At 71.6% G+C, this 22,236-nt stretch carries 21 protein-coding genes; 15 read left to right on the forward strand and 6 right to left on the reverse strand.

The genetic code is table 11. The features are described from left to right. The first annotated feature begins 39 nt into the window (after positions 1-39). The 8 genes from P3T27_RS13945 to P3T27_RS13980 are packed head-to-tail and all read left to right on the forward strand — an operon-like array spanning position 40 to position 6,842. On the forward strand, positions 40-882 hold the full coding sequence (locus P3T27_RS13945) for a helix-turn-helix domain-containing protein (RefSeq protein ID WP_280678327.1): 843 nt from the start codon (positions 40-42) through the stop codon (positions 880-882). Positions 883-891: 9 nt separating this feature from the next. After that, the gene (gene sufB / locus P3T27_RS13950; RefSeq protein WP_280678042.1) at positions 892-2,307 is read left to right on the forward strand and encodes a Fe-S cluster assembly protein SufB; all 1,416 of its coding nucleotides are present in this window, start codon (positions 892-894) and stop codon (positions 2,305-2,307) included. A 57-nt stretch (positions 2,308-2,364) separates the two neighbouring features. Then, positions 2,365-3,597, forward strand: coding sequence for a Fe-S cluster assembly protein SufD (gene sufD / locus P3T27_RS13955; protein ID WP_280678044.1), 1,233 nt, complete (start codon positions 2,365-2,367; stop codon positions 3,595-3,597). 5 nt (positions 3,598-3,602) lie between these two features. Next, on the forward strand, positions 3,603-3,920 hold the full coding sequence (locus P3T27_RS13960) for a bifunctional 3-phenylpropionate/cinnamic acid dioxygenase ferredoxin subunit (protein WP_280678046.1): 318 nt from the start codon (positions 3,603-3,605) through the stop codon (positions 3,918-3,920). 6 nt (positions 3,921-3,926) lie between these two features. Further along, positions 3,927-4,691, forward strand: coding sequence for a Fe-S cluster assembly ATPase SufC (gene sufC / locus P3T27_RS13965; RefSeq protein WP_280678048.1), 765 nt, complete (start codon positions 3,927-3,929; stop codon positions 4,689-4,691). Continuing rightward, the gene (locus tag P3T27_RS13970; protein WP_280678050.1) at positions 4,688-5,962 is read left to right on the forward strand and encodes a cysteine desulfurase; all 1,275 of its coding nucleotides are present in this window, start codon (positions 4,688-4,690) and stop codon (positions 5,960-5,962) included. Before sufC ends, P3T27_RS13970 begins: the two co-directional genes overlap by 4 nt. A gap of 16 nt (positions 5,963-5,978) precedes the next feature. Beyond that, on the forward strand, positions 5,979-6,431 hold the full coding sequence (gene sufU / locus P3T27_RS13975; RefSeq protein ID WP_280678052.1) for a Fe-S cluster assembly sulfur transfer protein SufU: 453 nt from the start codon (positions 5,979-5,981) through the stop codon (positions 6,429-6,431). 21 nt (positions 6,432-6,452) lie between these two features. After that, positions 6,453-6,842, forward strand: a complete 390-nt coding sequence (locus P3T27_RS13980) for a metal-sulfur cluster assembly factor (RefSeq protein ID WP_280678054.1) — start codon at positions 6,453-6,455, stop codon at positions 6,840-6,842. Positions 6,843-6,932: 90 nt separating this feature from the next. On the opposite strand, the gene P3T27_RS13985 is transcribed toward P3T27_RS13980, so the two are convergent. The 3 genes from P3T27_RS13985 to P3T27_RS13995 are packed head-to-tail and all read right to left on the reverse strand — an operon-like array spanning position 6,933 to position 8,930. Continuing rightward, positions 6,933-7,892, reverse strand: a complete 960-nt coding sequence (locus P3T27_RS13985) for a hypothetical protein (protein WP_280678055.1) — start codon at positions 7,890-7,892, stop codon at positions 6,933-6,935. After that, the gene (locus P3T27_RS13990) at positions 7,876-8,535 is read right to left on the reverse strand and encodes an NUDIX domain-containing protein (protein ID WP_280678057.1); all 660 of its coding nucleotides are present in this window, start codon (positions 8,533-8,535) and stop codon (positions 7,876-7,878) included. The genes P3T27_RS13985 and P3T27_RS13990 overlap by 17 nt, the downstream gene beginning before the upstream one ends. Then, a complete protein-coding gene (locus tag P3T27_RS13995; RefSeq protein WP_280678059.1) occupies positions 8,532-8,930 on the reverse strand; it encodes a helix-turn-helix transcriptional regulator in 399 nt (132 codons plus the stop codon). The genes P3T27_RS13990 and P3T27_RS13995 overlap by 4 nt, the downstream gene beginning before the upstream one ends. A gap of 197 nt (positions 8,931-9,127) precedes the next feature. On the opposite strand from P3T27_RS13995, the gene P3T27_RS14000 reads away from it, so the two are divergent. Next, positions 9,128-9,787 (forward strand): Uma2 family endonuclease, encoded by a 660-nt coding sequence (locus P3T27_RS14000; protein ID WP_280678061.1) that lies wholly within the window; start codon positions 9,128-9,130, stop codon positions 9,785-9,787. Between the two features lie 66 nt (positions 9,788-9,853). On the opposite strand, the gene P3T27_RS14005 is transcribed toward P3T27_RS14000, so the two are convergent. After that, complete coding sequence (locus tag P3T27_RS14005) at positions 9,854-11,185, reverse strand: MFS transporter (protein WP_280678063.1); 1,332 nt, start codon at positions 11,183-11,185, stop codon at positions 9,854-9,856. Between the two features lie 347 nt (positions 11,186-11,532). On the opposite strand from P3T27_RS14005, the gene P3T27_RS14010 reads away from it, so the two are divergent. After that, positions 11,533-13,197 (forward strand): hypothetical protein, encoded by a 1,665-nt coding sequence (locus P3T27_RS14010; protein WP_280678065.1) that lies wholly within the window; start codon positions 11,533-11,535, stop codon positions 13,195-13,197. Between the two features lie 63 nt (positions 13,198-13,260). Here P3T27_RS14010 and P3T27_RS14015 read toward each other — a convergent pair whose 3' ends face one another. Continuing rightward, the gene (locus P3T27_RS14015; RefSeq protein ID WP_280678067.1) at positions 13,261-13,704 is read right to left on the reverse strand and encodes a VOC family protein; all 444 of its coding nucleotides are present in this window, start codon (positions 13,702-13,704) and stop codon (positions 13,261-13,263) included. Positions 13,705-13,916: 212 nt separating this feature from the next. Between P3T27_RS14015 and P3T27_RS14020 the strand changes: the two genes are divergently transcribed. Both P3T27_RS14020 and P3T27_RS14025 read left to right on the forward strand, forming a co-directional pair. Further along, positions 13,917-15,035 (forward strand): hypothetical protein, encoded by a 1,119-nt coding sequence (locus P3T27_RS14020; RefSeq protein ID WP_280678069.1) that lies wholly within the window; start codon positions 13,917-13,919, stop codon positions 15,033-15,035. 249 nt (positions 15,036-15,284) lie between these two features. After that, complete coding sequence (locus P3T27_RS14025) at positions 15,285-16,775, forward strand: alkaline phosphatase PhoX (protein ID WP_280678071.1); 1,491 nt, start codon at positions 15,285-15,287, stop codon at positions 16,773-16,775. Positions 16,776-16,814: 39 nt separating this feature from the next. Here P3T27_RS14025 and P3T27_RS14030 read toward each other — a convergent pair whose 3' ends face one another. Continuing rightward, positions 16,815-18,416: a helix-turn-helix domain-containing protein gene (locus tag P3T27_RS14030; RefSeq protein WP_280678073.1), complete on the reverse strand. Its 1,602-nt coding sequence runs from the start codon at positions 18,414-18,416 to the stop codon at positions 16,815-16,817. A 142-nt stretch (positions 18,417-18,558) separates the two neighbouring features. On the opposite strand from P3T27_RS14030, the gene P3T27_RS14035 reads away from it, so the two are divergent. The 3 genes from P3T27_RS14035 (at position 18,559) to pruA (ending at position 22,193) form a co-directional block, all read left to right on the forward strand. Next, the gene (locus tag P3T27_RS14035) at positions 18,559-19,155 is read left to right on the forward strand and encodes a PadR family transcriptional regulator (RefSeq protein ID WP_280678075.1); all 597 of its coding nucleotides are present in this window, start codon (positions 18,559-18,561) and stop codon (positions 19,153-19,155) included. Next, the gene (locus tag P3T27_RS14040; protein WP_280678077.1) at positions 19,152-20,414 is read left to right on the forward strand and encodes an FAD-dependent monooxygenase; all 1,263 of its coding nucleotides are present in this window, start codon (positions 19,152-19,154) and stop codon (positions 20,412-20,414) included. Before P3T27_RS14035 ends, P3T27_RS14040 begins: the two co-directional genes overlap by 4 nt. A gap of 150 nt (positions 20,415-20,564) precedes the next feature. Further along, entirely contained in the window at positions 20,565-22,193 is a 1,629-nt protein-coding gene (gene pruA / locus P3T27_RS14045) for an L-glutamate gamma-semialdehyde dehydrogenase (RefSeq protein WP_280678079.1), read from the forward strand. The last annotated feature ends 43 nt before the right edge of the window (positions 22,194-22,236 follow it).

Genomic DNA, 22,236 nt, shown 5'->3' on the forward strand with positions numbered 1-22,236 from the left:
TGTCGGAAGTAATTACGCAACACTGGTGTTGTGAAAAACATGCGCGAGCACGCCACGCACCAGGAGGCCGAGTCGGCCCCCGGTTGGGACGTGCCCGTGACGGCGGCCGAGGTGCTGCTGGAGGGCCACCGGGCCACCCGGGACCGGGTCGCCCGGTCGATCCTCGACCACGGCCCCTCCTCCGCCGCCGACCTGGCGAGCCGGCTCGGCCTCACCGCCGCCGCCGTCCGCCGCCACCTCGACGGGCTGGCCGCCGCAGGCCTGGTCGAGTCCCGCGAACAGCGGGTCTACGGCAGCCGCGGCCGGGGCCGTCCGGCCAAGGTCTTCGCCCTCACCGACGGCGGCCGGGACGCCTTCTACCAGGCGTACGACCAGCTCGCCGCCGACGCGCTGCGCTGGATCTCCGACTCGGTCGGCGGCGGCAAGGCGGGCGAGGAGGCGGTCGCCGCCTTCGCCCGGGCCCGGTTCGGCAAGCAGGGCGAGAAGTACCTGGAAATCCTGCGGCTGGCCGAGGCGGGGGAGCGCACGGAGGCGCTCGCCCAGGCGCTGAGCGCCGACGGGTACGCTGCCACGGTGCGGCGGGTCCCGCCGGCCGTGGCGAAGGCCCCGGCGGGCGCCCAGCTCTGCCAGCACCACTGCCCGGTCGCGCACATCGCCGAGCAGTTCCCCCAGCTCTGCGAGGCGGAGACCGAGGTCTTCTCGCAACTCCTGGGCACCCATGTGCAACGGCTGGCCACCATCGCCCACGGCGACGGGGTCTGCACGACCTATGTGCCGGCACCCGGTGCCGCATCGTCGCCTGCCCGGCGCCCCGCCGGTCAGGACTCCGATGCAGTGCCGACTGCCGGTACGTCCACCGAAGATTCAGCGTCCGCGCGTTAGGAAGCTCGCATGACTGACACCGTTTCGCACCCGGAGCTCGAAGGCCTGGGCACCTACGAGTACGGCTGGGCGGACCCGGACACCGCCGGTGCCACCGCCAAGCGCGGGCTCAGCGAAGACGTCGTCCGCGACATCTCCGCGAAGAAGAGCGAGTCCGAGTGGATGCTCAACCTGCGTCTCAAGGGCCTGAAGCTGTTCGGCAAGAAGCCCATGCCGACCTGGGGCTCGGACCTCTCGGGCATCGACTTCGACAACATCAAGTACTTCGTCCGTTCGACCGAGAAGCAGGCCGAGTCCTGGGAGGACCTGCCCGCCGACATCAAGGCGACGTACGACAAGCTCGGCATCCCGGAGGCGGAGAAGCAGCGCCTGGTCGCCGGTGTCGCGGCGCAGTACGAGTCCGAGGTGGTCTACCACCAGATCCGCGAGGACCTAGAGCAGCAGGGTGTCATCTTCCTGGACACCGACACCGCGCTGCGTGAGCACCCGGAGATCTTCAAGGAGTACTTCGGCACCGTCATCCCGGCCGGCGACAACAAGTTCGCCGCGCTGAACACCGCCGTGTGGTCCGGCGGCTCGTTCATCTACGTGCCGAAGGGTGTCCACGTCGACATCCCGCTCCAGGCCTACTTCCGGATCAACACCGAGAACATGGGCCAGTTCGAGCGGACGCTGATCATCGTCGACGAGGACGCCTACGTCCACTACGTCGAGGGCTGCACCGCGCCGATCTACTCCTCCGACTCGCTGCACTCCGCGGTCGTGGAGATCATCGTGAAGAAGGGCGGCCGCTGCCGCTACACGACCATCCAGAACTGGTCGAACAACGTCTACAACCTGGTCACCAAGCGCGCCGTGGCGTACGAGGGCGCGACCATGGAGTGGGTCGACGGCAACATCGGCTCCAAGGTGACCATGAAGTACCCGGCCGTCTACCTGATGGGCGAGCACGCCAAGGGCGAGACCCTGTCGATCGCCTTCGCCGGCGAGGGCCAGCACCAGGACGCCGGCGCCAAGATGGTGCACATGGCGCCGAACACCTCCTCCAACATCGTCTCCAAGTCGGTGGCGCGAGGCGGCGGCCGCACCTCCTACCGCGGTCTGATCGAGATCGGCGAGGGCTCCAAGGGCGCCAAGTCCAACGTGCTCTGCGACGCCCTGCTGGTCGACACCATCTCCCGCTCGGACACGTACCCGTACGTGGACGTCCGCGAGGACGACGTGTCGATGGGTCACGAGGCGACGGTCTCCAAGGTCAGCGAGGACCAGCTCTTCTACCTGATGAGCCGGGGCATGACCGAGTTCGAGGCGATGGCGATGATCGTCCGCGGCTTCGTCGAGCCGATCGCGCGCGAGCTGCCGATGGAGTACGCGCTGGAGCTGAACCGGCTGATCGAGCTGCAGATGGAGGGCTCCGTCGGCTGACCAACGGCCGCACGCAGTCCAGTCCGCACTTTTGAGGAAGAGAGCACCACGACAGCCATGGCTGACGTCAACACCCCCACCGGCTCCACGACCGCCGGTTCGATCGAGGTCGGCACCGCCGGCGCCGGCGCGCAGCTCGCCGGCCCCGGCACCGGCCGCGCCACCGTCCAGCAGCCGATCGATGCCCGCGTCGCGGTCAAGCCCTCGTTCGACGTGAACGACTTCCCGGTGCCCACCGGCCGCGAGGAGGACTGGCGCTTCACCCCGCTGCACCGCCTCGGCGGCCTGCACGACGGCTCGGCCGTCAGCGCCGCGAAGGGCGAGGACAAGGTCGAGCTGAGCCTGCCGGACGGCGTCACCGCCGAGACGGTCGGCCGCGACGACGCCCGCCTGGGCAAGGCCGGCACGCCGGTCGACCGGGTCGCCGCGCAGGCGTTCAGCGCCTTCGAGCAGGCGCTCGTGGTCACCGTCCCCAAGGAGACGGTGCTCACCGAGCCGGTGAAGATCGACGTGCACGGCGAGGGCGGCACCCGCTTCGCCCACGTGGTGATCGACGTCAAGCCGTTCGCCGAGGCCGTCGTGGTGATCAACCACACCGGCACCGGCACCCGGGCCGCCAACGTCGAGCTGCTGATCGGTGACGGCGCGAAGCTCACCTTCGTCTCGGTCCAGGACTGGGAGCGCGACGCGGTGCACGCCGCCCAGCAGACCGCGCTGGTCGGCCGGGACGCCTCGTTCAAGTCCGTGGTCGTCACCTTCGGCGGCGACCTGGTCCGGATCCACCCACGGGTCAACTACGCCGCGCCCGGCGGCGAGGCCGAGCTGTTCGGCCTCTACTTCGCCGACGCCGGCCAGCACCTGGAGCACCGTCTGGTCATCGACCACGACACCCCGCACTGCCGCTCCAACGTGGTCTACAAGGGCGCGCTGCAGGGCCAGGACGCGCACGCCGTCTGGGTCGGCGACGTGCTGATCCGCGCCGCCGCCGAGGGCACCGACACCTACGAGCACAACCGCAACCTGGTGCTCACCGACGGCGCCCGGGTCGACTCGATCCCCAACCTGGAGATCGAGACCGGCGAGATCGTCGGCGCCGGTCACGCCTCCGCGACCGGCCGTTTCGACGACGAGCAGCTCTTCTACCTGCAGGCCCGCGGCATCCCGGCCGACGAGGCCCGCCGCCTGGTGGTGCGCGGCTTCTTCGCCGAGCTGGTCCAGCAGATCGGCGTCGCCGAGATCCAGGACCACCTGATGGAGAAGATCGAGGCCGAGCTGGAAGCGGCGGTCTGATCCCGATGACCTTCCTCCGTGCCTGCGCGCTGAGCGACCTCCAGGAGGACGTCCCCAAGCGCGTGGACCTCAACGGCGTGCCGGTCTCGATCGTCCGCACCGACGAGGGGGTGTTCGCGATCAACGACATCTGCTCGCACGCGAACGTCTCGCTCTCCGAGGGCGAGGTCGAGGACTGCATGATCGAGTGCTGGCTGCACGGCTCCAGCTTCGACCTGCGCACCGGCAAGCCCTCCGGCCTGCCCGCCACCAAGCCGGTCGCTGTCTACCCCGTAAAGATCGAAGGGGACGATGTGCTCGTCTCCGTCAACCAGGAGTCCTGAGTACACATGGCAACCCTTGAAATCCGCGACCTGCACGTCTCCGTCGACGCCGAGACCGGCCCGCGCGAGATCCTGAAGGGCGTCGACCTGACCGTGAAGCAGGGCGAGACCCACGCCATCATGGGTCCGAACGGCTCCGGCAAGTCCACCCTGGCCTACTCGCTGGCCGGCCACCCCAAGTACACCGTCACCAGCGGCTCGGTGCTGCTGGACGGCGAGAACGTCCTGGAGATGTCCGTCGACGAGCGGGCCAAGGCCGGCGTCTTCCTGGCCATGCAGTACCCGGTCGAGGTCCCGGGCGTCTCGGTGAGCAACTTCCTGCGCACCGCCGCCACCGCCGTCCGCGGCGAGGCCCCCAAGCTGCGCCTGTGGGTGAAGGAGGTCAAGGAGGCGATGGCCGCCCTCCAGATGGACCCGGCCTTCGCCGAGCGCAACGTGAACGAGGGCTTCTCCGGCGGTGAGAAGAAGCGCCACGAGATCCTCCAGCTGGAGCTCCTCAAGCCGAAGATCGCGATCCTCGACGAGACCGACTCCGGCCTGGACGTCGACGCGCTGCGGATCGTCTCAGAGGGCATCAACCGGGTCCGCTCGACCGGCGAGGTCGGCACCCTGCTGGTGACCCACTACACCCGCATCCTGCGGTACATCAAGCCCGACTACGTCCACGTCTTCGCGGGCGGCCGCATCGTCGAGTCCGGCGGCGCGGAGCTGGCCGACAAGCTGGAGAACGAGGGCTACGAGGCGTACGTGAAGGGTGGCGCTTCCGAGTGACCCATGCCCATGAGTCGGCGTCCCTGACGGGTCTGCTCGACACCGATGCGATTCGCAAGGACTTTCCCGTTCTGCAGCGCCTGCTGCACGACGACAAGCCGCTCGTCTACCTGGACAACGCGGCCACCTCGCAGAAGCCGCGCCAGGTACTGGAGGCGCTGACCGCCTACTACGAGCGGCACAACGCCAACGTCCACCGCGGCGTGCACGTGCTCGCCGAAGAGGCCACGGCGCTCTACGAGGGCGCCCGGGACAAGGTCGCGGACTTCGTCAACGCGCCCAGCCGCAACGAGGTGATCTTCACCAAGAACGCCTCCGAGTCGCTCAACCTCGTGGCCAACATGCTCGGTTGGGCCGACGAGCCGTACCGGGTGGACGCGGACTCCGAGATCGTCATCACGGAGATGGAGCACCACTCCAACATCGTCCCGTGGCAGCTGCTGTCGCAGCGCACCGGCGCGAAGCTGAAGTGGTTCGGGCTCACCGACGAGGGCCGGCTCGACCTCTCCAACATCGACGAGCTGATCACCGAGAAGACCAAGGTGGTGTCCTTCACCCTGGTCTCCAACCTGCTCGGCACCATCAACCCGGTCGAGACCATCGTCCGCAAGGCCCAGTCGGTCGGCGCGCTGGTCGTCATCGACGCCTCGCAGGCCGCCCCGCACATGGTGCTGGACGTCCAGGCGCTGGAGGCCGACTTCGTCGCCTTCACCGGCCACAAGATGCTCGCCCCGACCGGCATCGGCGTGCTCTGGGGCCGCCAGGAGCTGCTGGAGGACCTCCCGCCGTTCCTCGGCGGCGGCGAGATGATCGAGACCGTCACCATGGGCTCGTCCACCTACGCCCCGGCGCCGCACAAGTTCGAGGCCGGTACCCCGCCGATCGCCCAGGCGGTCGGGCTCGGCGCGGCCATCGACTACCTGTCGGGCATCGGCATGGAGAAGATCGCCGCGCACGAGCACGCGATCACCGCGTACGCGGTCGAGCGCCTGCTGGAGATCCCGGACCTGCGGATCATCGGCCCGCGCACGGCCGTCGACCGCGGCGCCGCGATCTCCTTCACCCTCGGCGACATCCACCCGCACGACGTGGGCCAGGTGCTGGACGAGCAGGGCATCGCGGTGCGCGTCGGCCACCACTGCGCGCGGCCGGTCTGCCTGCGGTACGGAATTCCGGCGACCACGCGGGCGTCGTTCTACCTGTACTCGACGCCGGGCGAGGTCGACGCGCTGATCGACGGCCTGCACCACGTCCGGAACTTCTTCGGCTGACGGGACAGGGCAGGACATGAAGCTCGACTCGATGTACCAGGACATCATCCTGGACCACTACCGCAACCCCCACGGCAAGGGGCTGCGGGACGGCGACGCCGAGGTGCACCACGTCAACCCGACCTGCGGTGACGAGATCACCCTGCGGGTGCGGCTCGACGGCTCGACGGTCGCCGACGTCTCGTACGAGTCCCAGGGCTGCTCGATCAGCCAGGCCAGCGCCTCGGTGCTGAACGACCTGGTCGTGGGCAAGACCGTCGGCGAGGCGCAGGCCGTCCAGGAAGCCTTCCTGGAGCTGATGCAGAGCAAGGGCCAGGGCGAGGGCGACGAGGAGGTGCTGGAGGACGCGGTCGCGTTCGCCGGCGTCTCCAAGTACCCGGCCCGGGTCAAGTGCGCGCTGCTCAGCTGGATGGCCTGGAAGGACGCCACCGCCAAGGCGCTCGCCCAGAACCCCGCCGTGAACGACTGAATCCGCGAAGGAGGACAGACCATGAGTGACAACACCACCGACGCCGCGTCCCCCGTCGCGGAGGACACCGGCCAGCTCAACATCGTCGGCACCACCGCCGGCACCGTGTCCGTCGAGGACCTGACCGAGGCCCTGATGGACGTCGTCGACCCCGAACTGGGCATCGACGTCGTCAACCTGGGCCTGATCTACGGCATCCACATCGACGAGTCCGACGTGGCCACCATCGACATGACGCTCACCTCGGCGGCCTGCCCGCTGACCGACGTCATCGAGGACCAGGCCAAGACCGCCACCGACGGCCTGGTCCAGGACCTGCGCATCAACTGGGTCTGGATGCCGCCGTGGGGCCCCGACAAGATCACCGACGACGGCCGCGAGCAGCTCCGCGCACTCGGCTTCAACGTCTGACGGACGGCCTTTCGGTCAACCCGCTGCCGCGCGATTCTTCCTTCGGGGGAAGGGTTCGCGCGGCAGCGGTGTATCTGCGGTATCTGCGCCTCAGTGGGCGATGGCCTCGCCGGGGCGAGAGCCGGGGTGGGAGCCGGGGCGAGAGCCGGGGAACGGCGCCCCGGCCGACAGGAGGGCTGCGCGTGCGCGTGCGGCACCTCTGGCCGCCACGGAAGCCCCGCCCCCGACCGCGACAGTTCGTCTTCCGAGGCCCGCGCAGGCGCGGCAGATGCCCGGCCGGGGTACCGGGTCGTGGCACTTGGCGCACTCGGAGTAGCGGGCTTCCGGGGGCCGCTCCTGCGGGCGTGAGGGAGGCATCTTGTGCTCCAGGCGGTAGCGGAGCACGGCCGCCGCCGAGTGCACCGGGACGGGCAAGCCCGGCAGCAGGGCCTGGGCCAAGTCGGCCTGGGTGCTGCCGCGTTCCAGCCACTGCGCGACCAGGGGCGCCAGCTCCTGTGCTTCAGCCTGGCCCAGGCGCAGGCGGGGTTCGGGCCGGATCACACGGAACAGGGTGGCCACTGCTTCGCGGACCTCTTCATCCGGCACGGCAGTTGACGTTCGGGCGTTCCCGGGAGTTCCCTCCCCTCCGCCCGGGTCTTTCCCGCCGGCGGGATTCGCGGGGAGGGAGGTTCCTTCCTGCCGGTTCTTTACAACAGGGCCGCCAGCAGCGCCGGTTGCCGCTTCACCGGGCGCCGGAGGGGCGGCACTCGGAGCGGAACGCTGCGGGGTGTCGTAGACGTGGGCCTCGCTGCGGATCGTGCCGTCGGGCATGCGGATCTTCTCGACGCGGTAGAAACCGGCGGCGGTGAGCTCCTTGAGGGCTTTGCGGATCGCGCCGCGCCCCTGCGGACTGGTGTCGGCCATGTGCCGACCGTCCTCGCGCCAGCCGTCGGGACGGGAGAGGAGATCCGCGAGCAGGCCGCGGGCGGTGTAGGACAGTCGCCGGCACTGGAGTGCGGCGTTGGGCAGCACGGTGAAGTTGCGCACGTGGGCGCTACGATGGACGCGCATCGGGAGTTTCTGCTCCTGTTGCCTGACCCCGGGGTGTTCGAGCACCGCCGGGGTCGCCTATTTTCTGTTCGAGTACGGAACGTACCACGGTACTTGACGCAGCGTGAGACCTTTTGTGGCATCCAGCGCCAGAGCAGTGCATATGACACAGAACCTCGGGTGCCACGTGCACGCCGATCTCCTCGGCCAGTTCCTTGCAGGCCTGGCGGCGCAGCTCGTTCTCGTCCAGCGTCCGGCCTACGGTCGGCGGTTCCACGTTGCCGCCGGGGAACTGCCACCGGCCCGGGGCCGCGGTCGAGCCGGACATGCGCCCCACGATCAGGGCGCCGTCGTCGGTAGGCTGAGCGACGGTCACGAACACAGACGACACGGCGGGCGCCTCCGGCACGCGGCGCAGCGCGAACCATCGGTAGGTGACGGGGGCCCAGGACAGCACGATGGCTTGGTCGTCGTTCTTGACGCCCGTGCACGCCACCGCCGGACCGTCGAAGAGGTCAAGGTTGGCCTGAGTGGCGGCTCTCCACACCCTGTCCATGGCGACCTGATGCTCCTGGGCGAGCTGTGGGACGGCCGCTTCAACAAGACGCAGCGCGCTGACCTTCAGCACCTGGAGGGGGTTCGGCAGGTGGGTTGAGGTCGTCATAGCGGCACTCCGGCTCCCACGAAGTCGCCGGAGCGGTAGGTCTTCCATGCGGCGGTGAGCCCGGCCGCGAGTTCGGCCGGGGGTGGGGGCTGCACATCGACGCCGACCCCGGCGGCAGTGTCGTGAACGGCACGGGACAGCTCGCGCATCATCGCCCGGTCGGCGCCGTGCATCGCGCGGTGGGGGGCCCGTTGGCCGAGGACCACCGACACGTCGGCGTGCAGCGCGGCCGAGATTCGCAGTAGCGTTTGGAGACTCCCGCCGAGGTTGCGTTCCGCCTTGCGGATCGTCGCCACCGACAGGCCCGATGCTTCGGCAAGCTGTTCCTGTGTCATGTCTGGTCCGCGTAGAAGCTTGATGCGCTCGCCCGTGGTGTAGTCGGTCCACTGCGTCATCCTGGTCCCCTTCCGGGTACACGGCCGTACTCGGAAGGTACTCGCTCCCATGGGCGGGCGGACATGCTTCGGTTCGGCCGGGCCTTCGTCAACCTGCTGCCGCGCAAACCTCTCCTTCGGGGGAAGGTTTGTGCGGCAGTGGTATATCTGCCAGCGGGCGGCCAGGCTGGAGCCGCGACCTCGGAGGGAGCGAAGTCATGTCGGTAGTTGCGTTCGCGCAGTTGCTCTTGCCTGACTCGCCGTACGCCATGTGGGTCCGGGGAGAACTCGGTGAGTACCTCCGGCTCCCGGATGACGGCACGCGGGTTGAGGTGATCGGAGGGGAGATCGTCGTGTCGCCGGCGCCGGTATACGCCCACGGAGGGATCCTCTCGGACATCCAGCGGGGCTTCGAGCGTGCTTGGTTCGTGGATCCGGCCTTCCCGTGGCGAGGCGTTCAGGCCGTCAACCTGGACCTCATCGAGATCGGGGATGGCTACATCCCGGACATGGTGGTGGTGAGCAAGGACACCGATGCGGACAAGCGGGCGGAGGACGTCTTGCACCTCCGCCCGCACGAGCTTGAGCTGGTGGTCGAAGTGACCTCCTCGTCCAATGCTCGCCATGATCGCCGCCCGATGTTCGGCCGGCAGATCAAACCCACCAAGTGGAGTGGGTACGCGCGGACCGGTGTGCCGTACTACCTGTTGGTGGACCGTGATCCGCGACAGCCCGGTGTCACCTTGTTCGGCGAGCCGAATCGGGGTGAGGGGATGTGCGAGGTGCTGGGCGAGTGGAAGTTCGGCGAGTCCGTCCGGCTGCCGGAGCCGTTCGACGTCGAAATCAGCACGGATGCCTGGAAGCCCTGGAGCGCATAGGCCCGAGGTGAATGCGCCGCCGCCCGGGACGAATCCTCGTCCCGGGCGGCGGTGTTTCTGGGGTGGTCAGGCCTGCTTGGGCTTGCGGGCGACGGCTATCGCCAGGGCCGCGCAGAGGGTGGCGGCTAGGGCGGCGAAGCCGCTGACGGCGGGGAGGAGGCCGTAGTGCTGGACCAGGGCGCCGACGGCGACGATGGGGAGGGAGCTGCCGAGGTAGACGATGATCCACAGGGAGCTCAGCTCGGAGCCGCGGCGTTCCGGGTCCATCGCGGCGACGGCGGTGGTGAAGAGGGAGCGGAAGGCCACACCCTGGCAGATGCCGCCGAGGACGCTGCCGATGAACAGCAGTGCCGGGGTCTCGGTGTACTGGGCGGCGACGACCAGGGCCAGGCCGGCGGCCAGGCCGGTCATGCCGAGGGCGATGACCAGGCGGTCGGAGGTGGGCGGGACGAGCAGCTGGGCCAGCGCGGACGAGCCGAGCAGCAGGGCGGCCACGATCGCGCCGGTCAGGTGCGAGGAGGTGTGCAGCAGCTTGGCGGAGAAGGCCGGGGCGAGCGCCAGGTAGACACCGAACACCGCGTACGAGATGAAGCCGGCCGAGGCGGCGAGCAGGAACTCGCGGCGGCCGGTGCGCGGCAGGGCGAGTCGGCGCGGGCGCAGGTGGGCCGGGGTGGTGATGCGGGGCGGGGTGGTCGGCGGGCGGTTGCGGCCGGGCATCCGCGGGTGGACGAGGGCCAGCGGAACGCAGAGCGCCAGCAGGGCGATGGCGTGCAGCAGGAAGGGCGTCAGCAGCGGGTCCGCGCCGTTGGCGAGCAGGGCGCCGACCACCGGGCCGAGCGCGACGCCGCCGGCGGAGCAGGCCAGGGTGAGCTTGGCGGCGAGCGTCGGGTGGTCGGGCAGCAGGTCGCCGAGGGCGGCCCCGGCGGCGCCGGTGGACAGGCCGACGGCGATGCCCTGGACGGCCCGGCCGGCGGCGAGCTGCCAGAAGCTGCCGGAGGTGGCGAACACGACGTCGCCGATGGCCGCCAGCGCGACGGCGGGCAGGATCAGGGCGCGTCGGCCCAGGTGGTCGGACCAGTGGCCGACCACGGCGAGCACGGGGACCAGCGCGAACACGTAGATCGTGAAGAGGATCGTGGTGTCGAGCGGGCCGAGGCCGAGGCGCTGTTGGAGGAGCGGGTAGATCGGCGTCGCCAGATTGGCGCCGATGAGCATGAACAGCAGGGCGGCGGCGACCAGGCCGACGCGGACGCCCCGCAGGGCGTTCCAGCGGCTGATCGCGGCGAGCTGGAGCTGGGCACGCGGCGCGAGCTCCAGGGGAAGCAGGGCCTCCGACAGTCGGCGTCCGTCGAGCTGCGCGGTGCGCAGGCCGGAGCCGGCGGGGGAGAGGTCCGCCATGGCAGGGGTCTCCTGTAGCCGGGCACCACCGGGGTCGGCTGGGTGTGCCGGCGCGCCCGTCCTGAGGCGCTGTGGTGGTGGCCGCGGTGCGGGGCTCCCTGGTGGAGCGGGTGAGCTGAAGTGGGCCCCTCCTGCCCGGGGTCGGGCGGGGAGGGCGAAGGGCTTCGTTGCCCGATGGCCCGTACGGGGTGTGCACGGTACCGAGTCGAAGGATAAGGGGTGGGCGCACGGTTGCGGCGCGCGCCCCGTGAGGCCGGGCATCGGGGGTGCCCGGCCTATACGCTGAGGTTGTGGATCGGGACGCTGAGCTGATGGGCGGACCACTGGCTGAGGGAGAACGCACAACGATGGCCGGACGACGTCGGAAGAACGCCGGGGCTTCGGCGGAAGAGAGTGCGGCCGAGGCGGTCCTGCCCGCCGACCTGGAGCTTCAGGACCTCTACGGGGCGTTCGCCGCGCACGGGCTGGACGACGAGGACCTCGACGACGCGGCGGTCCTGGTGCCGCCGGTGAAGCTGCCCACCGAGGAGGAACTGGCCGCCCAGGCGAAGGCCGTACCGATGTTCGGGTACGCGCTGGCGCTGGCCCGCTGGGCCGCCCCGCACCGGGCGGTGGACGAGTTCGGCGACCTCGTGGACGAGGACCGGACCCCCGCGGCGCGGCTGCTGGGCCTGGCCCCGGCGGAGGGGGAGGTGCCGGAGGACGCGGAGATCGAGGCGATGCGGGCCTGGTCGCTGGCCTGCGACCTGGACCTGGTGGAGATCGGGACGACCGCGGCCGGCGAACACGTCGCCGTGCCCGGTCCGGACCTGGAGCCCGCCGAGCAGGGGGACCCGGACACCGTCCTGGAGCTGTGGCTCACCGCCGCCGGGATCGTCCGGGAGCTGGCCGTGGAGGCGGACTCGCTGCCGGAGGAGGAGGCCGAGGCCGCTGCCGGTGCCGAGGCCGGTGCTGGTGCCGAGGCCACGGCGGCCGCAGCGGGCACGGAGGAGGACGAGGGCGGCCTGAACGAGGTCGAGGAGGCCCGGGACGCCGCCGCCGAGCTGCTGGACGAGGCGTTGCAGGTGCTGTACGAGACCACCGCCTTCGCCGAGCCCGGTAACGAGACCGTGCCGCTGGGCGTGCTGGCCGCGCTGCTGGTGGTGCCGGAGGGCGAGGAGCCGAGCGAGGAGCTGCTGGGCGACATCACCGATGTGATGGTCGCACTGGACCCGATGCTGGGCGACCTGGCCGAGCTGGGCCTGCTGGAGTACCGGCCGATCGACCCGGAGCTGTTCGACGAGGAGGAGGGCGCCGAGGGCGAGGAGCCCGCCCTCGTCGGCGAGGCACCGCTGGACGAGGAGGAGTCGGCGCGCTTCGGGCTGGTCCGGCTCACCCCGCTCGGCCAGTACGGCATCCGGCAGTGGCTGCTGGAGGACGGCTACGACGCGCCGCTGGTCGGCGAGCTGGCCCAGGGGGACGCGGCCGAGCTGCTGCGCGCGGTGTGCGAGTCCGCCAACGTGCTGCCGGAGGAGGAGCTGCGGGTCTGGATCACCGCCCGGGAGCCGGTGGCGGCGGCGCGCGAGCTGCTGGCGGCGGCGCGCGGCGAGGACGCGTACGCCCCGATGCGGCGGATGCTCGCCGTCTCGGCGCTGGACCTGCTGGGCGCGCCCGCCGAGCCGGCCGTGCGGGACGTGCTGGACGACCCCGAGCTGGGCGGTGCCGCCCGGGCCTGGCTGACCTCGCTGGGCGCCACGGACGTGCCGGTGCCGGAGCGGGCGATGGCGCTGTGGACGGTGGTCGACACCTTCGCCGCCCAGCTGCTGGACAGCGGCGGCGATGCCGGGCTGCTGCGCGAGCTGATCGCGGACCTTCCGGTGACCGGCAACCCGGCGTCCTACTTCGGCGAGCTCTGGCGGGTCGACCACCCGTACACGGCGGACGTCCTGGAGGCCGTCGGGGAGCTGCACCTGGACCGGGCGGTGGCCAAGGAGGCCCGCAAGGCGGCCTTCAAGGCGCGGTCCAAGAGCTGACGGGCTGCGCGGGGGCGGCTTCCTGCGGTTTCCTGCGGCTTTCCGTGGCTTCCTGCGGCGGCCCTAGGGAAGGTCGAGGGAGCCGTCCTCGGCGAAGGGGAAGAACGGGTTGTGGGCCAGCTCCCAGAGGTGGCCGTCCGGGTCCTCGAAGTAGCCCGAGTAGCCGCCCCAGCTGGTCGGGACCGGCGGCTTGACCACCACGGCGCCGGCCTCGACCGCCGTCTTCAGCGCGGCGTCCACCAGCGCGGGGGACTCCAGGTTCACCGCGAGGGTGACGCCGCGGAAGGCGGGCTCGCCGGTGGCGGGCACGCCCGCGTCGGCGGCCAGTTCCTCGGTGGGGAAGAGGCCGAGCACCGAGTCGGCGGTGCGGAACCAGACGATCTCCGGGCTGGAGGCGGAGGACCGCCGCCAGCCCAGGTCTTCGTAGAAGCGGGTGCTGCGGTCGAGGTCGGCGACCCCGAGGGTGACGATGCTGATCCGGGCGGGGAAGCTGCTGTCTGCTGTCATGCCGCCAGGGTAGGGAGCACGGCTGACAACCGCGCGTCCTGACACGGTCTGCGTCCCTGCCCCGCCCCCGAGCTGATGACCCGGCAGGTCCCCGGCACGTAAGGTGGCGTCGGCGATGCGGGCGCGAGGACTCGGGGGTGCGGCACAGGATGATGCGGGAGAGCGGCGGCAGGCCCCCGGAGCGAAACGCCGAGCGGACGGGTCGTGCGCGCGTGCCCGACCCGAGGAGCCAGGAGGATCGTTTCGCCGCCATGGAGGAGTTCTCCCGCCGGACCCTGGCGGCGGCCGACTTCCCGGTGTACGGCGTGGTCGCCGGGCTGGACCGCGGGGGCGACGCGCTGGCCGCCTTCGAGACCTCCGGCGGCGAGCTCTCCTGGGTCGAGGTGCAGTCCGGCGACCGGGGCTCGGCGGCCGGCCCGTACGTGACCGTGCGCACCTACCGGCCGAGCGCCGAGCTCGGCGAGGACCTGCCCGAGTTGGAGGACGTGGTCGAGGACGAACGCGACCGCGTCTACGACCACCTGGGGGTCGACGAGGGCGACGGGCCCGGCCGGGTACGGGCGTTGCGCGAGTGGATCACCGTGGACGGCGAGCCGTACCCGGTGGAGGTGCACGAGGACCGGCCGGTGCTCTGGCCGGGTGCGCCGGCCGGCGGCGGGGCGGGCCCGGTCTGGGCCGGGCGGCTGCGGATCGGCGGGCTGACTGTGACGGTGTGCGGGCGCGGGGTGTCGCCCGGCGGCGTGGATCTCGGTGGGATCGCGGACTTCGAGCCGTACCTGCGCGGCCGCACCGAGGTGCTGGACGACCTGGCCGCCCGGCGGGCCCGGCAGGTCCCGGTCGAGGAGCGCGAACTGCCGCCCGCTGTCGGGCTGGAGGCGCACCGGGAGCTGATCGTGCAGAGCATCGCCGAGTCCGCCGCGATCGAGGCGCAGGTCCGGGCCGGGCGGACCCCGCGGCGTCCGCGCGGGCTGCGCGGGGACGGCTACGCGGTGCGCTGGGAGGTGGCGGTGCGTCAGCAGATGCGGCTGGCCACCGAGACCCGGGAGGAGGCCACGGTGGCGGTGACCGGGATGGTCAACCACCTCAACCGGCTGTCCCGGCAGACGCATTGGCTGATCGGGACGCCGGAGGGCGCGGCGGCCGTCGAGGAGGTCGTCCGGTACACGGTGTTCGCCAGCGAGGTGGCGAGCCTGCCGGCGCAGCGGGCCTGGGAGCAGCTGTGGCGGGAGCGGCCGGGCGGCGGCGGGCCGGAGATCTGGGAGGAGCAGCGGCTCGCCGAGCAGCTGTGGCTGTCGGCCTGGGAGCAGTGGCGGACGACGCGGGCCGGATGACCACCGGCCGGGCACGCGGATGACCACCTGCCGGGTGCGCCGGGGCGGGTTCGAGGACGGACCGAGGCAAAGCGGAGGTCATGTGTCGGTCATCGGTTGGCAAATGGCCGCCTCGGCGTGAGGTGGGCGTCATACCCGGTTCATCCCTGCGGCGGAGTCTGCTGGGCGTCGACGACCTGCCTCGACGCCCCGCTCGCCGGCCACCGGGCCCACCCCGGTCCGGCGGCCGATTCCTCAGGAGTTGCTGCCATGTCGCTGTCCCGCCGGGACTTCGTCAACCGTTCCACCCTCGTCGGGGCCGGCGTGCTGATCGCCGGCAGCGCGGAGGCGCTGGCCAGCGCCCCGGGCGCGATCGCCGCCCCGGCCGGTGGCGAGCTGCCGGACGCGGCCGCCGCCGCTGTCGCCGACGGCGCGCGCGCCGCCGTCGGCTACGGCCCGCTGGTGCAGGACCCGGCCGGGCTGCTGTCGCTGCCGAAGGGCTTCTCGTACAAGGTGGTGAACCGCGCCGGCGTCACCAAGCTGCGCACCGGCGAGTTCACCCCGAGCAACCACGACGGCACCTCCGCCTTCGAGGACGAGCGCGGCGGCAACCTGCTCGTCGTCAACCACGAGCTGTCCGGTGCCCGCGCCAACTGGCCGTACCCGGTGCCGCTGACCGAGGGCCACGTCTACGACCCGGGCGCGGCCGGCGGCTGCACCATCGTGCACGCCAAGCGGAACGGCTCGGTCGAGCAGTGGGTCGGCATCGCCGGCACCTCCACCAACTGCGCGGGCGGCGTGACCCCGTGGGGCACCTGGCTGTCCGGCGAGGAGACCGAGGACAGGGCCGGCAAGAACGGCTTCACCAAGGACCACGGGTACATCTTCGAGGTCGACCCGTTCGACGACGACTACAACCGCGACCCGCAGCCGGTGAAGGCCTTCGGCCGATACGCGCACGAGGCCGTCGTGGTGGACCCGAAGCGCGGCCACGTCTACCTGACCGAGGACGCCTCGAACCCGAACGGCCTGCTGTTCCGCTGGACCCCGCCGGCCGGCTTCAAGCACGGCCGCTACCAGCTGCGCAAGCTGGCCGCCGACGCCGGCGTGCTGGAAGCCTTCAAGGTCTTCGACGCCCAGGGCAAGTTCGTCGACGACCTCTCCCGCGCCACCAAGGTCGGCACCACCTACGGCGCGGACTGGGTCAAGGTCCAGGACCGCGACGCCAGGACCGTCTCGGTCCGCAAGCAGTTCAAGGACGGCGAGGTCACCCGCGCCCGCAAGCTGGAGGGCATGTGGTGGGGTGACGGCGGCTTCTACTTCGTCTCCAGCTTCGCCCGCTCGGAGAGCCCGGTGCAGCACGACGGCCAGGTCTGGTTCTACAACCCGACCCGCCGCACCATCACCCTGAAGGTGCTGCTCGGCGTCAACACCGACGTCTGGGGCGACCACGACAACTTCGACGGTCCGGACAACATCACCGTCTCGCCGTACGGCGGCATCGTGATCGCCGAGGACGGCGAGGGCGTGTCGCACCTGTTCGGCGCCACCGAGGACGGGCTGACCTACTCGATCGCCCGCAACGAGCTGAACATCGGCACCGCCGAGAAGCCGGAGTTCAGCGAGTTCACCGGGGTGACCTTCTCGGACGACGGCAAGACCCTCTTCGCCAACATCCAGACCCCGGGCATCCAGCTGGCCGTCACCGGCCCGTGGCACCGGCTGAACGAGCACAAGCGCGGCCAGGGCTACGGCGAGTGACCCGGGGTTCGTAGTGTGAGGTGAATCGGCTGCCCGCGGTCACTCGTCCGCGGGCAGCCGCAGTTGCAGCATCGCCAGCAGGCGCTGCTGCGGCTGGGCGAGGTCGATGCCGGTCAACTGCTCGGCCCGGCGCACCCGGTAGCGCAGGGTGTTGGGGTGGATGTGCAGGGCGTCGGCGGCGACCCGGACCTCGCCGAGCGCGTCCAGCCAGGCCAGCACCGACTCGGCGAGCCGGGTGCCGTGCCGGCGGTCGTACGCGGCGAGCGCGGTCAGCCGGGGGTCGCGCAGGCCGGCGCGCTCCTGCAGCAGCGCGAGCATCTCGCTGACCAGCACCTCGGCCTGGACGTCGATCAGCGCCGCCACGTCGAGGTCCACCCCGCCGCGGCCCATCGCGTCCAGGATGCGGTCCGCCTGCGCGCGGGAGTCCGGCACCTGGGCCAGGCCGTCCACGGTCGAGCCGATCGCGGCGCGCAGCGGGACCCCGAGGTGCTCCCGGGCGGCCGTCACCACCTCGTCCGCCCAGCCGCGCACGGTGGCCATCGGCAGGGCGGACGGGAGCTCGGGCAGCAGCACGTACACCCGGGACTCGATCGGGGCGAGCAGCGCGGTGCGGTGCCGGGCGGCGGTGTGCACCGAGATCAGGCCGGTGACGTCGGAGCGGTGCAGCGCCTCGGTGGTGTGCGCGCTGTACGCGAGCACGGTGGCCGGGCGGCGCAGGTCCAGGCCCAGGTGGGTGGCGAGCGACTGCGGGCCGGTGGAGCCCTCCAGCAGGCCGGTGAGCAGGGTCCGGGTGAGCCGCACGTCGGCGGACAACTCGCGTCGGCGGCGCACCAGTTGGGCGGCGGCCACCCGGGCGGCGCCGACCAGGGCCTGCTCGGCGAGCGGCGCCAGCGGCTGCGCCCCCTCCTGCACCCAGATGGTGCCGAGCGGCTGCGCCCCGGCCCGGATGCCGATCGCCAGGCGGCGGCGCAGGCCCAGCTCGGGGTGCGGCTCGACCGCGATCGGGGCGTCCGAGCTGCGCAGGTGCTGGAAGATGCCCCACTCGCGGAGCTTGGACAGGTACGGCTCGGGGCCCTGCCAGCCGAGGATGGAGAGCCGGCGCAGGTCGTCGACCTCGTCCGAGTCGGAGGAGCGGGAGTACGCCAGCACCCGGCTGGAGGTGTCCTCGATCGAGACGATGCCGTTGGTGAGCACGGCGACGGTCTGGGCGAGGGAGAAGAGGTCACCCGCGTTGGGCTCGGGGGCGCCGGGGGTGTCGGGGGCGTCCGGGCCGGCGATGATCGCGCGGGCGAGCGAGTCGAGGTGTTCCCAGCGGGTCTCGCGGCGGACCGAGAGCAGGGCGACGCCCGCGTCGGTGGCGGCCTCGCGCAGCGCGTCCGCCTGGCCGGGGCCGTCCAGCTTGACGGCCACCGCCGCGGCGCCGGCCCGTCCGGCGGCGCGCAGGGCGGGGAGGGCGGCGCGGCCGCGGGCGCCGATCGCGAGAACGAGTTCGCCGGGGGCGGCGGTCGGCGGGTCCTCCGGGTCGAGGATCGCCACGTCGCGGACCGGGACGTCCAGGCCGTGCGGGGCGGCCTGCAGTTCGACCAGGGGTTCGCCGAGGGACATCAGGAGCTGCCGGAGCGGGAGGCCGGGGGTCGTCATCGGGCCTCCTTCATCCGCTCGGACAAGGCCGTGTGGTTGATTTTAGCCGGGCGGACAGCTTTTCGGTCCGGCTTTCGTAGATAGTTGACTCTGACTATTCAGGAATGGATAGTCGGTACTGACCAAGAGATGAGGACGTCTCGTGGCGAAGCGACGCAAGGTGTCGAACCCGCTGGCCCTCGCGGTCCTGGCCGAGCTCGTGGCCGAGCCGATGCACCCGTACGAGATGGGGCGCCGGCTCAAGGAGCACGGCAAGGACCGCAACATCAAGTACAACCGCAGCTCGCTCTACATGGTCGTGGAGCAGCTGCGGAAGGCCGGGTTCGTCGCCGAGCAGGAGACCGTCCGCGACACCCAGCGACCGGAGCGCACCGTCTACGCCGTCACCCCCGAGGGCAGGGCGGAGCTCCGTGACTGGATGCGCGAACTCGTCGCCGAACCGCAGCACGAGTACCCCGCGTTCGGGGTCTCGCTGTCGCTGCTCATGGTGCTCCCGCCGGCCGAGGCCGTGGAGCTGCTGGAGCAGCGCCTGGCCGCGCTGGCCGCCGAGGTGGCGGGCATCCGGGCGAGCCTGCGGACGGCCCTGGACGACGGCGTGGCCTGGATGTTCCTGATCGAGGAGGAGTACCGGGCCGGCGGGCTGGAGGCCGAGAGCCGCTTCGTCGAGCACCTCGTCCGACAGCTCCAGGAGCCGGAGTTCCTCCGGACCTGGCACGAGATCTTCGGGAGTCTGCAGTGAACGCAATCCGCACCGCGAAGAAGGCGCTGGTCATCGGCGGCGGGATCGCCGGACCGGTGATGGCGCTGGCCCTGCGCAAGGCCGGCATCGAAGCGGTCGTCTTCGAGGCCTACGACGCCTCGGCCGAGGGCATCGGCGGCACCTTCATGATCGCGCCCAACGGGCTCGACGCCCTGGCGGTCGTCGGCCTGGCGGCGGAGGTCGGGGCGATCGGGCAGCCGATCGGCCCGATGCTGATCGAGGACGGCAAGGGCGGCGTGCTGGCCGAGTTCGCCGGCCTCGCCGACCTGCCGCCCGGCCGGGTCATGCGCCGCGCCGAACTGTACGAGGTGCTCCAGCGGCGGCTGCGGGAGACCGGCATCGAGGTCCGGTACGGCAAACGGCTGGTCGGCGCGGAGGAGGGCGCCGACGGCGTCACCGCCCGCTTCGCCGACGGCGGCACCGCCACCGGCGACCTGCTGATCGGCACCGACGGCACCCGCTCCACCGTCCGCACGCTGATCGACCCGGCCGCGCCCGGCGCGCAGTACACCGGCCTGCTCGGCGTCGGCGGCTACAGCCCCCACCGGCTGCCCGGCCGGGCCGGACGCGGCGAGACCATGCACTTCGCCAACGGCGCCCGCGCCTTCTTCGGCTACTGGGGGCTGCCGGACGGCGCCGGGACGGCCTGGTTCAGCAACATCCCGCAGCCCGGGCAGCAGAGCGCCGAGCAGGTCCGCGCCGTCAGCCGGGAGGAGTGGCTGCGCCGGGTCCGCGACCTGCACGCCGACGACCTGCCCGCCCGGGACGTGCTGCGCGAGGCCGACGCCGACACCGTCGAGGTCTTCCCGCGGCTGGAGATCATGCCGTCCGTCCCGCACTGGTACCGCGGCCGGATGGTGCTGGTCGGCGACTCCGTGCACGCGCCCTCCAACAGCTCCGGCCAGGGCGTCTCGCTGGCCGTCGAGAGCGCCGTCGAACTCGCCCGCTGCCTGCGGGACCTGCCCGACCACACCGCCGCCTTCGCCGCGTACGAGGCGCTGCGCCGGCCCCGGGTCGAGAAGATCGCCGCCAACGCGGCGCGCACCAACGACCAGAAGGCCTCCGGTCCGGTCGGCCGGGCGCTGTTCCGGCTGCTCGCGCCGATCGCGATGCGGACCTTCATGAGCCCGGAGAAGATGCTCCGCCCGGTGCACGGCCACCGGATCGACTGGGACCGCCCGGCGACGGCGGCTCCCACCGCGACGGGCCGTCAACGGCGCGCCGTGACCGCGCCGTGACCCCTTCGTCGGGCCGGACAACGCCGTACGGGGGAATTTAGCCTTCCGGCCAATCAAGTGGCCCCGGGGGCAGGAATAGCGTTCGTGCTGTGGCCGGCGTGCGACCCGCGCCGGCATCCCCCCGCAACAACGAAGGAGAGCGTGCGCTCTATGGACGCTGTGACCCAGGTCCCCGCGCCGGTGAACGAGCCGGTCCACAGCTACGCCCCGGGCAGCCCGGAACGGGCCCGCCTGGAGGCCAAGCTGAAGGAGCTGGGCGGCCAGGAGCCGGTCCAGCTGACCATGACGATCAACGGTGAGCGCCGCATGGGCGGCGGCGCCGAGATCCACGTCGTCCAGCCGCACAACCACGCGGCGAGGCTCGGCACCCTGCGCAACGCCACCCAGGCGGACGCGCAGGAGGCCATCGACACTGCCCTGGCCGCGGCCCCGGCCTGGCAGGCGCTCTCCTTCGACTCCCGCGCCGCGATCTTCCTCAAGGCCGCCGACCTGCTGGCCGGCCCCTGGCGCGAGACCCTGGCCGCCGCCACCATGCTCGGCCAGTCCAAGACCGCCCAGCAGGCCGAGATCGACACCCCCTGCGAGCTGGTCGACTTCCTGCGGTTCAACGTCCACTTCGCCCGCCAGATCATGGCCGAGCAGCCGATCTCCTCGGACGGCGTGTGGAACCGCAGCGACCACCGCCCGCTGGAGGGCTTCGTCTACGCCATCACCCCGTTCAACTTCACCGCGATCGCCGGCAACCTGCCGACCGCGCCCGCGCTGATGGGCAACGTGGTGCTGTGGAAGCCGTCCCCGACCCAGCAGTACTCCGCGCACCTGCTGATGCAGCTGCTGCAGGAGGCCGGCCTGCCCAAGGGCGTCATCAACATGGTGACCGGCGACGGCCTGGACGTCTCCGCCGTGGCGCTCAAGCACCCGGCGCTGGCCGGCATCCACTTCACCGGCTCCACCGCCACCTTCCAGCACCTGTGGCGCGAGGTCGGCACCAACATCGCCTCGTACCGCACCTACCCGCGGATCGTCGGCGAGACCGGCGGCAAGGACTTCCTGGTCGCCCACCCGTCCGCCGACCCGGCCGTGCTGAGGACCGCGATGACCCGCGGCGCCTTCGAGTTCCAGGGCCAGAAGTGCTCGGCGCTCTCCCGCGCCTACGTCCCGGCCTCGATCTGGGCCGGCCTCAAGGACGAGTTCGCGGCCGAGGTCGAGGGCCTGACCATGGGCGACGTGACCGACCTGGCGAACTTCATGTCCGCCGTCATCGACGACCGCGCCTTCGCCAAGAACAAGGCCGCCATCGACCGCGCCCAGGCCGACCCCGAGGTCGAGGTCCTGGCCGGCGGGACGTACGACGACTCGGTCGGCTACTTCGTCCGCCCGACCGTCCTGGTCTGCGAGGACCCGGCGTCCGAGTACTTCCGTGACGAGTACTTCGGCCCGATCCTCGCCGTGCACGTCTACCAGGACGAGAACTACGAGGAGATGCTGGCCCAGATGGAGTCGGTGTCCCCGTACGGCCTGACCGGCGCGATCATCTCCCAGGACCGCGCGGCCGCCCAGGACGCCATGCACAAGCTGCGCTTCGCGGCCGGCAACTTCTACATCAACGACAAGCCGACCGGCGCCGTCGTCGGCCAGCAGCCCTTCGGTGGCGGCCGGGCCTCGGGGACCAACGACAAGGCCGGCGCCAAGCAGAACCTGGCGCGCTGGACCTCGACCCGCTCGGTCAAGGAGACCTTCGTCCCGCCGACGGACTACCGCTACCCGCACATGGGCTGAGTGCCCCTCCCGACCACATCGGTCACCTGACGCCCGGCCCCGC

Origin of the sequence: Kitasatospora sp. MAA19 (assembly GCF_029894125.1) — a bacterium.
Taxonomy (GTDB): domain Bacteria; phylum Actinomycetota; class Actinomycetes; order Streptomycetales; family Streptomycetaceae; genus Kitasatospora.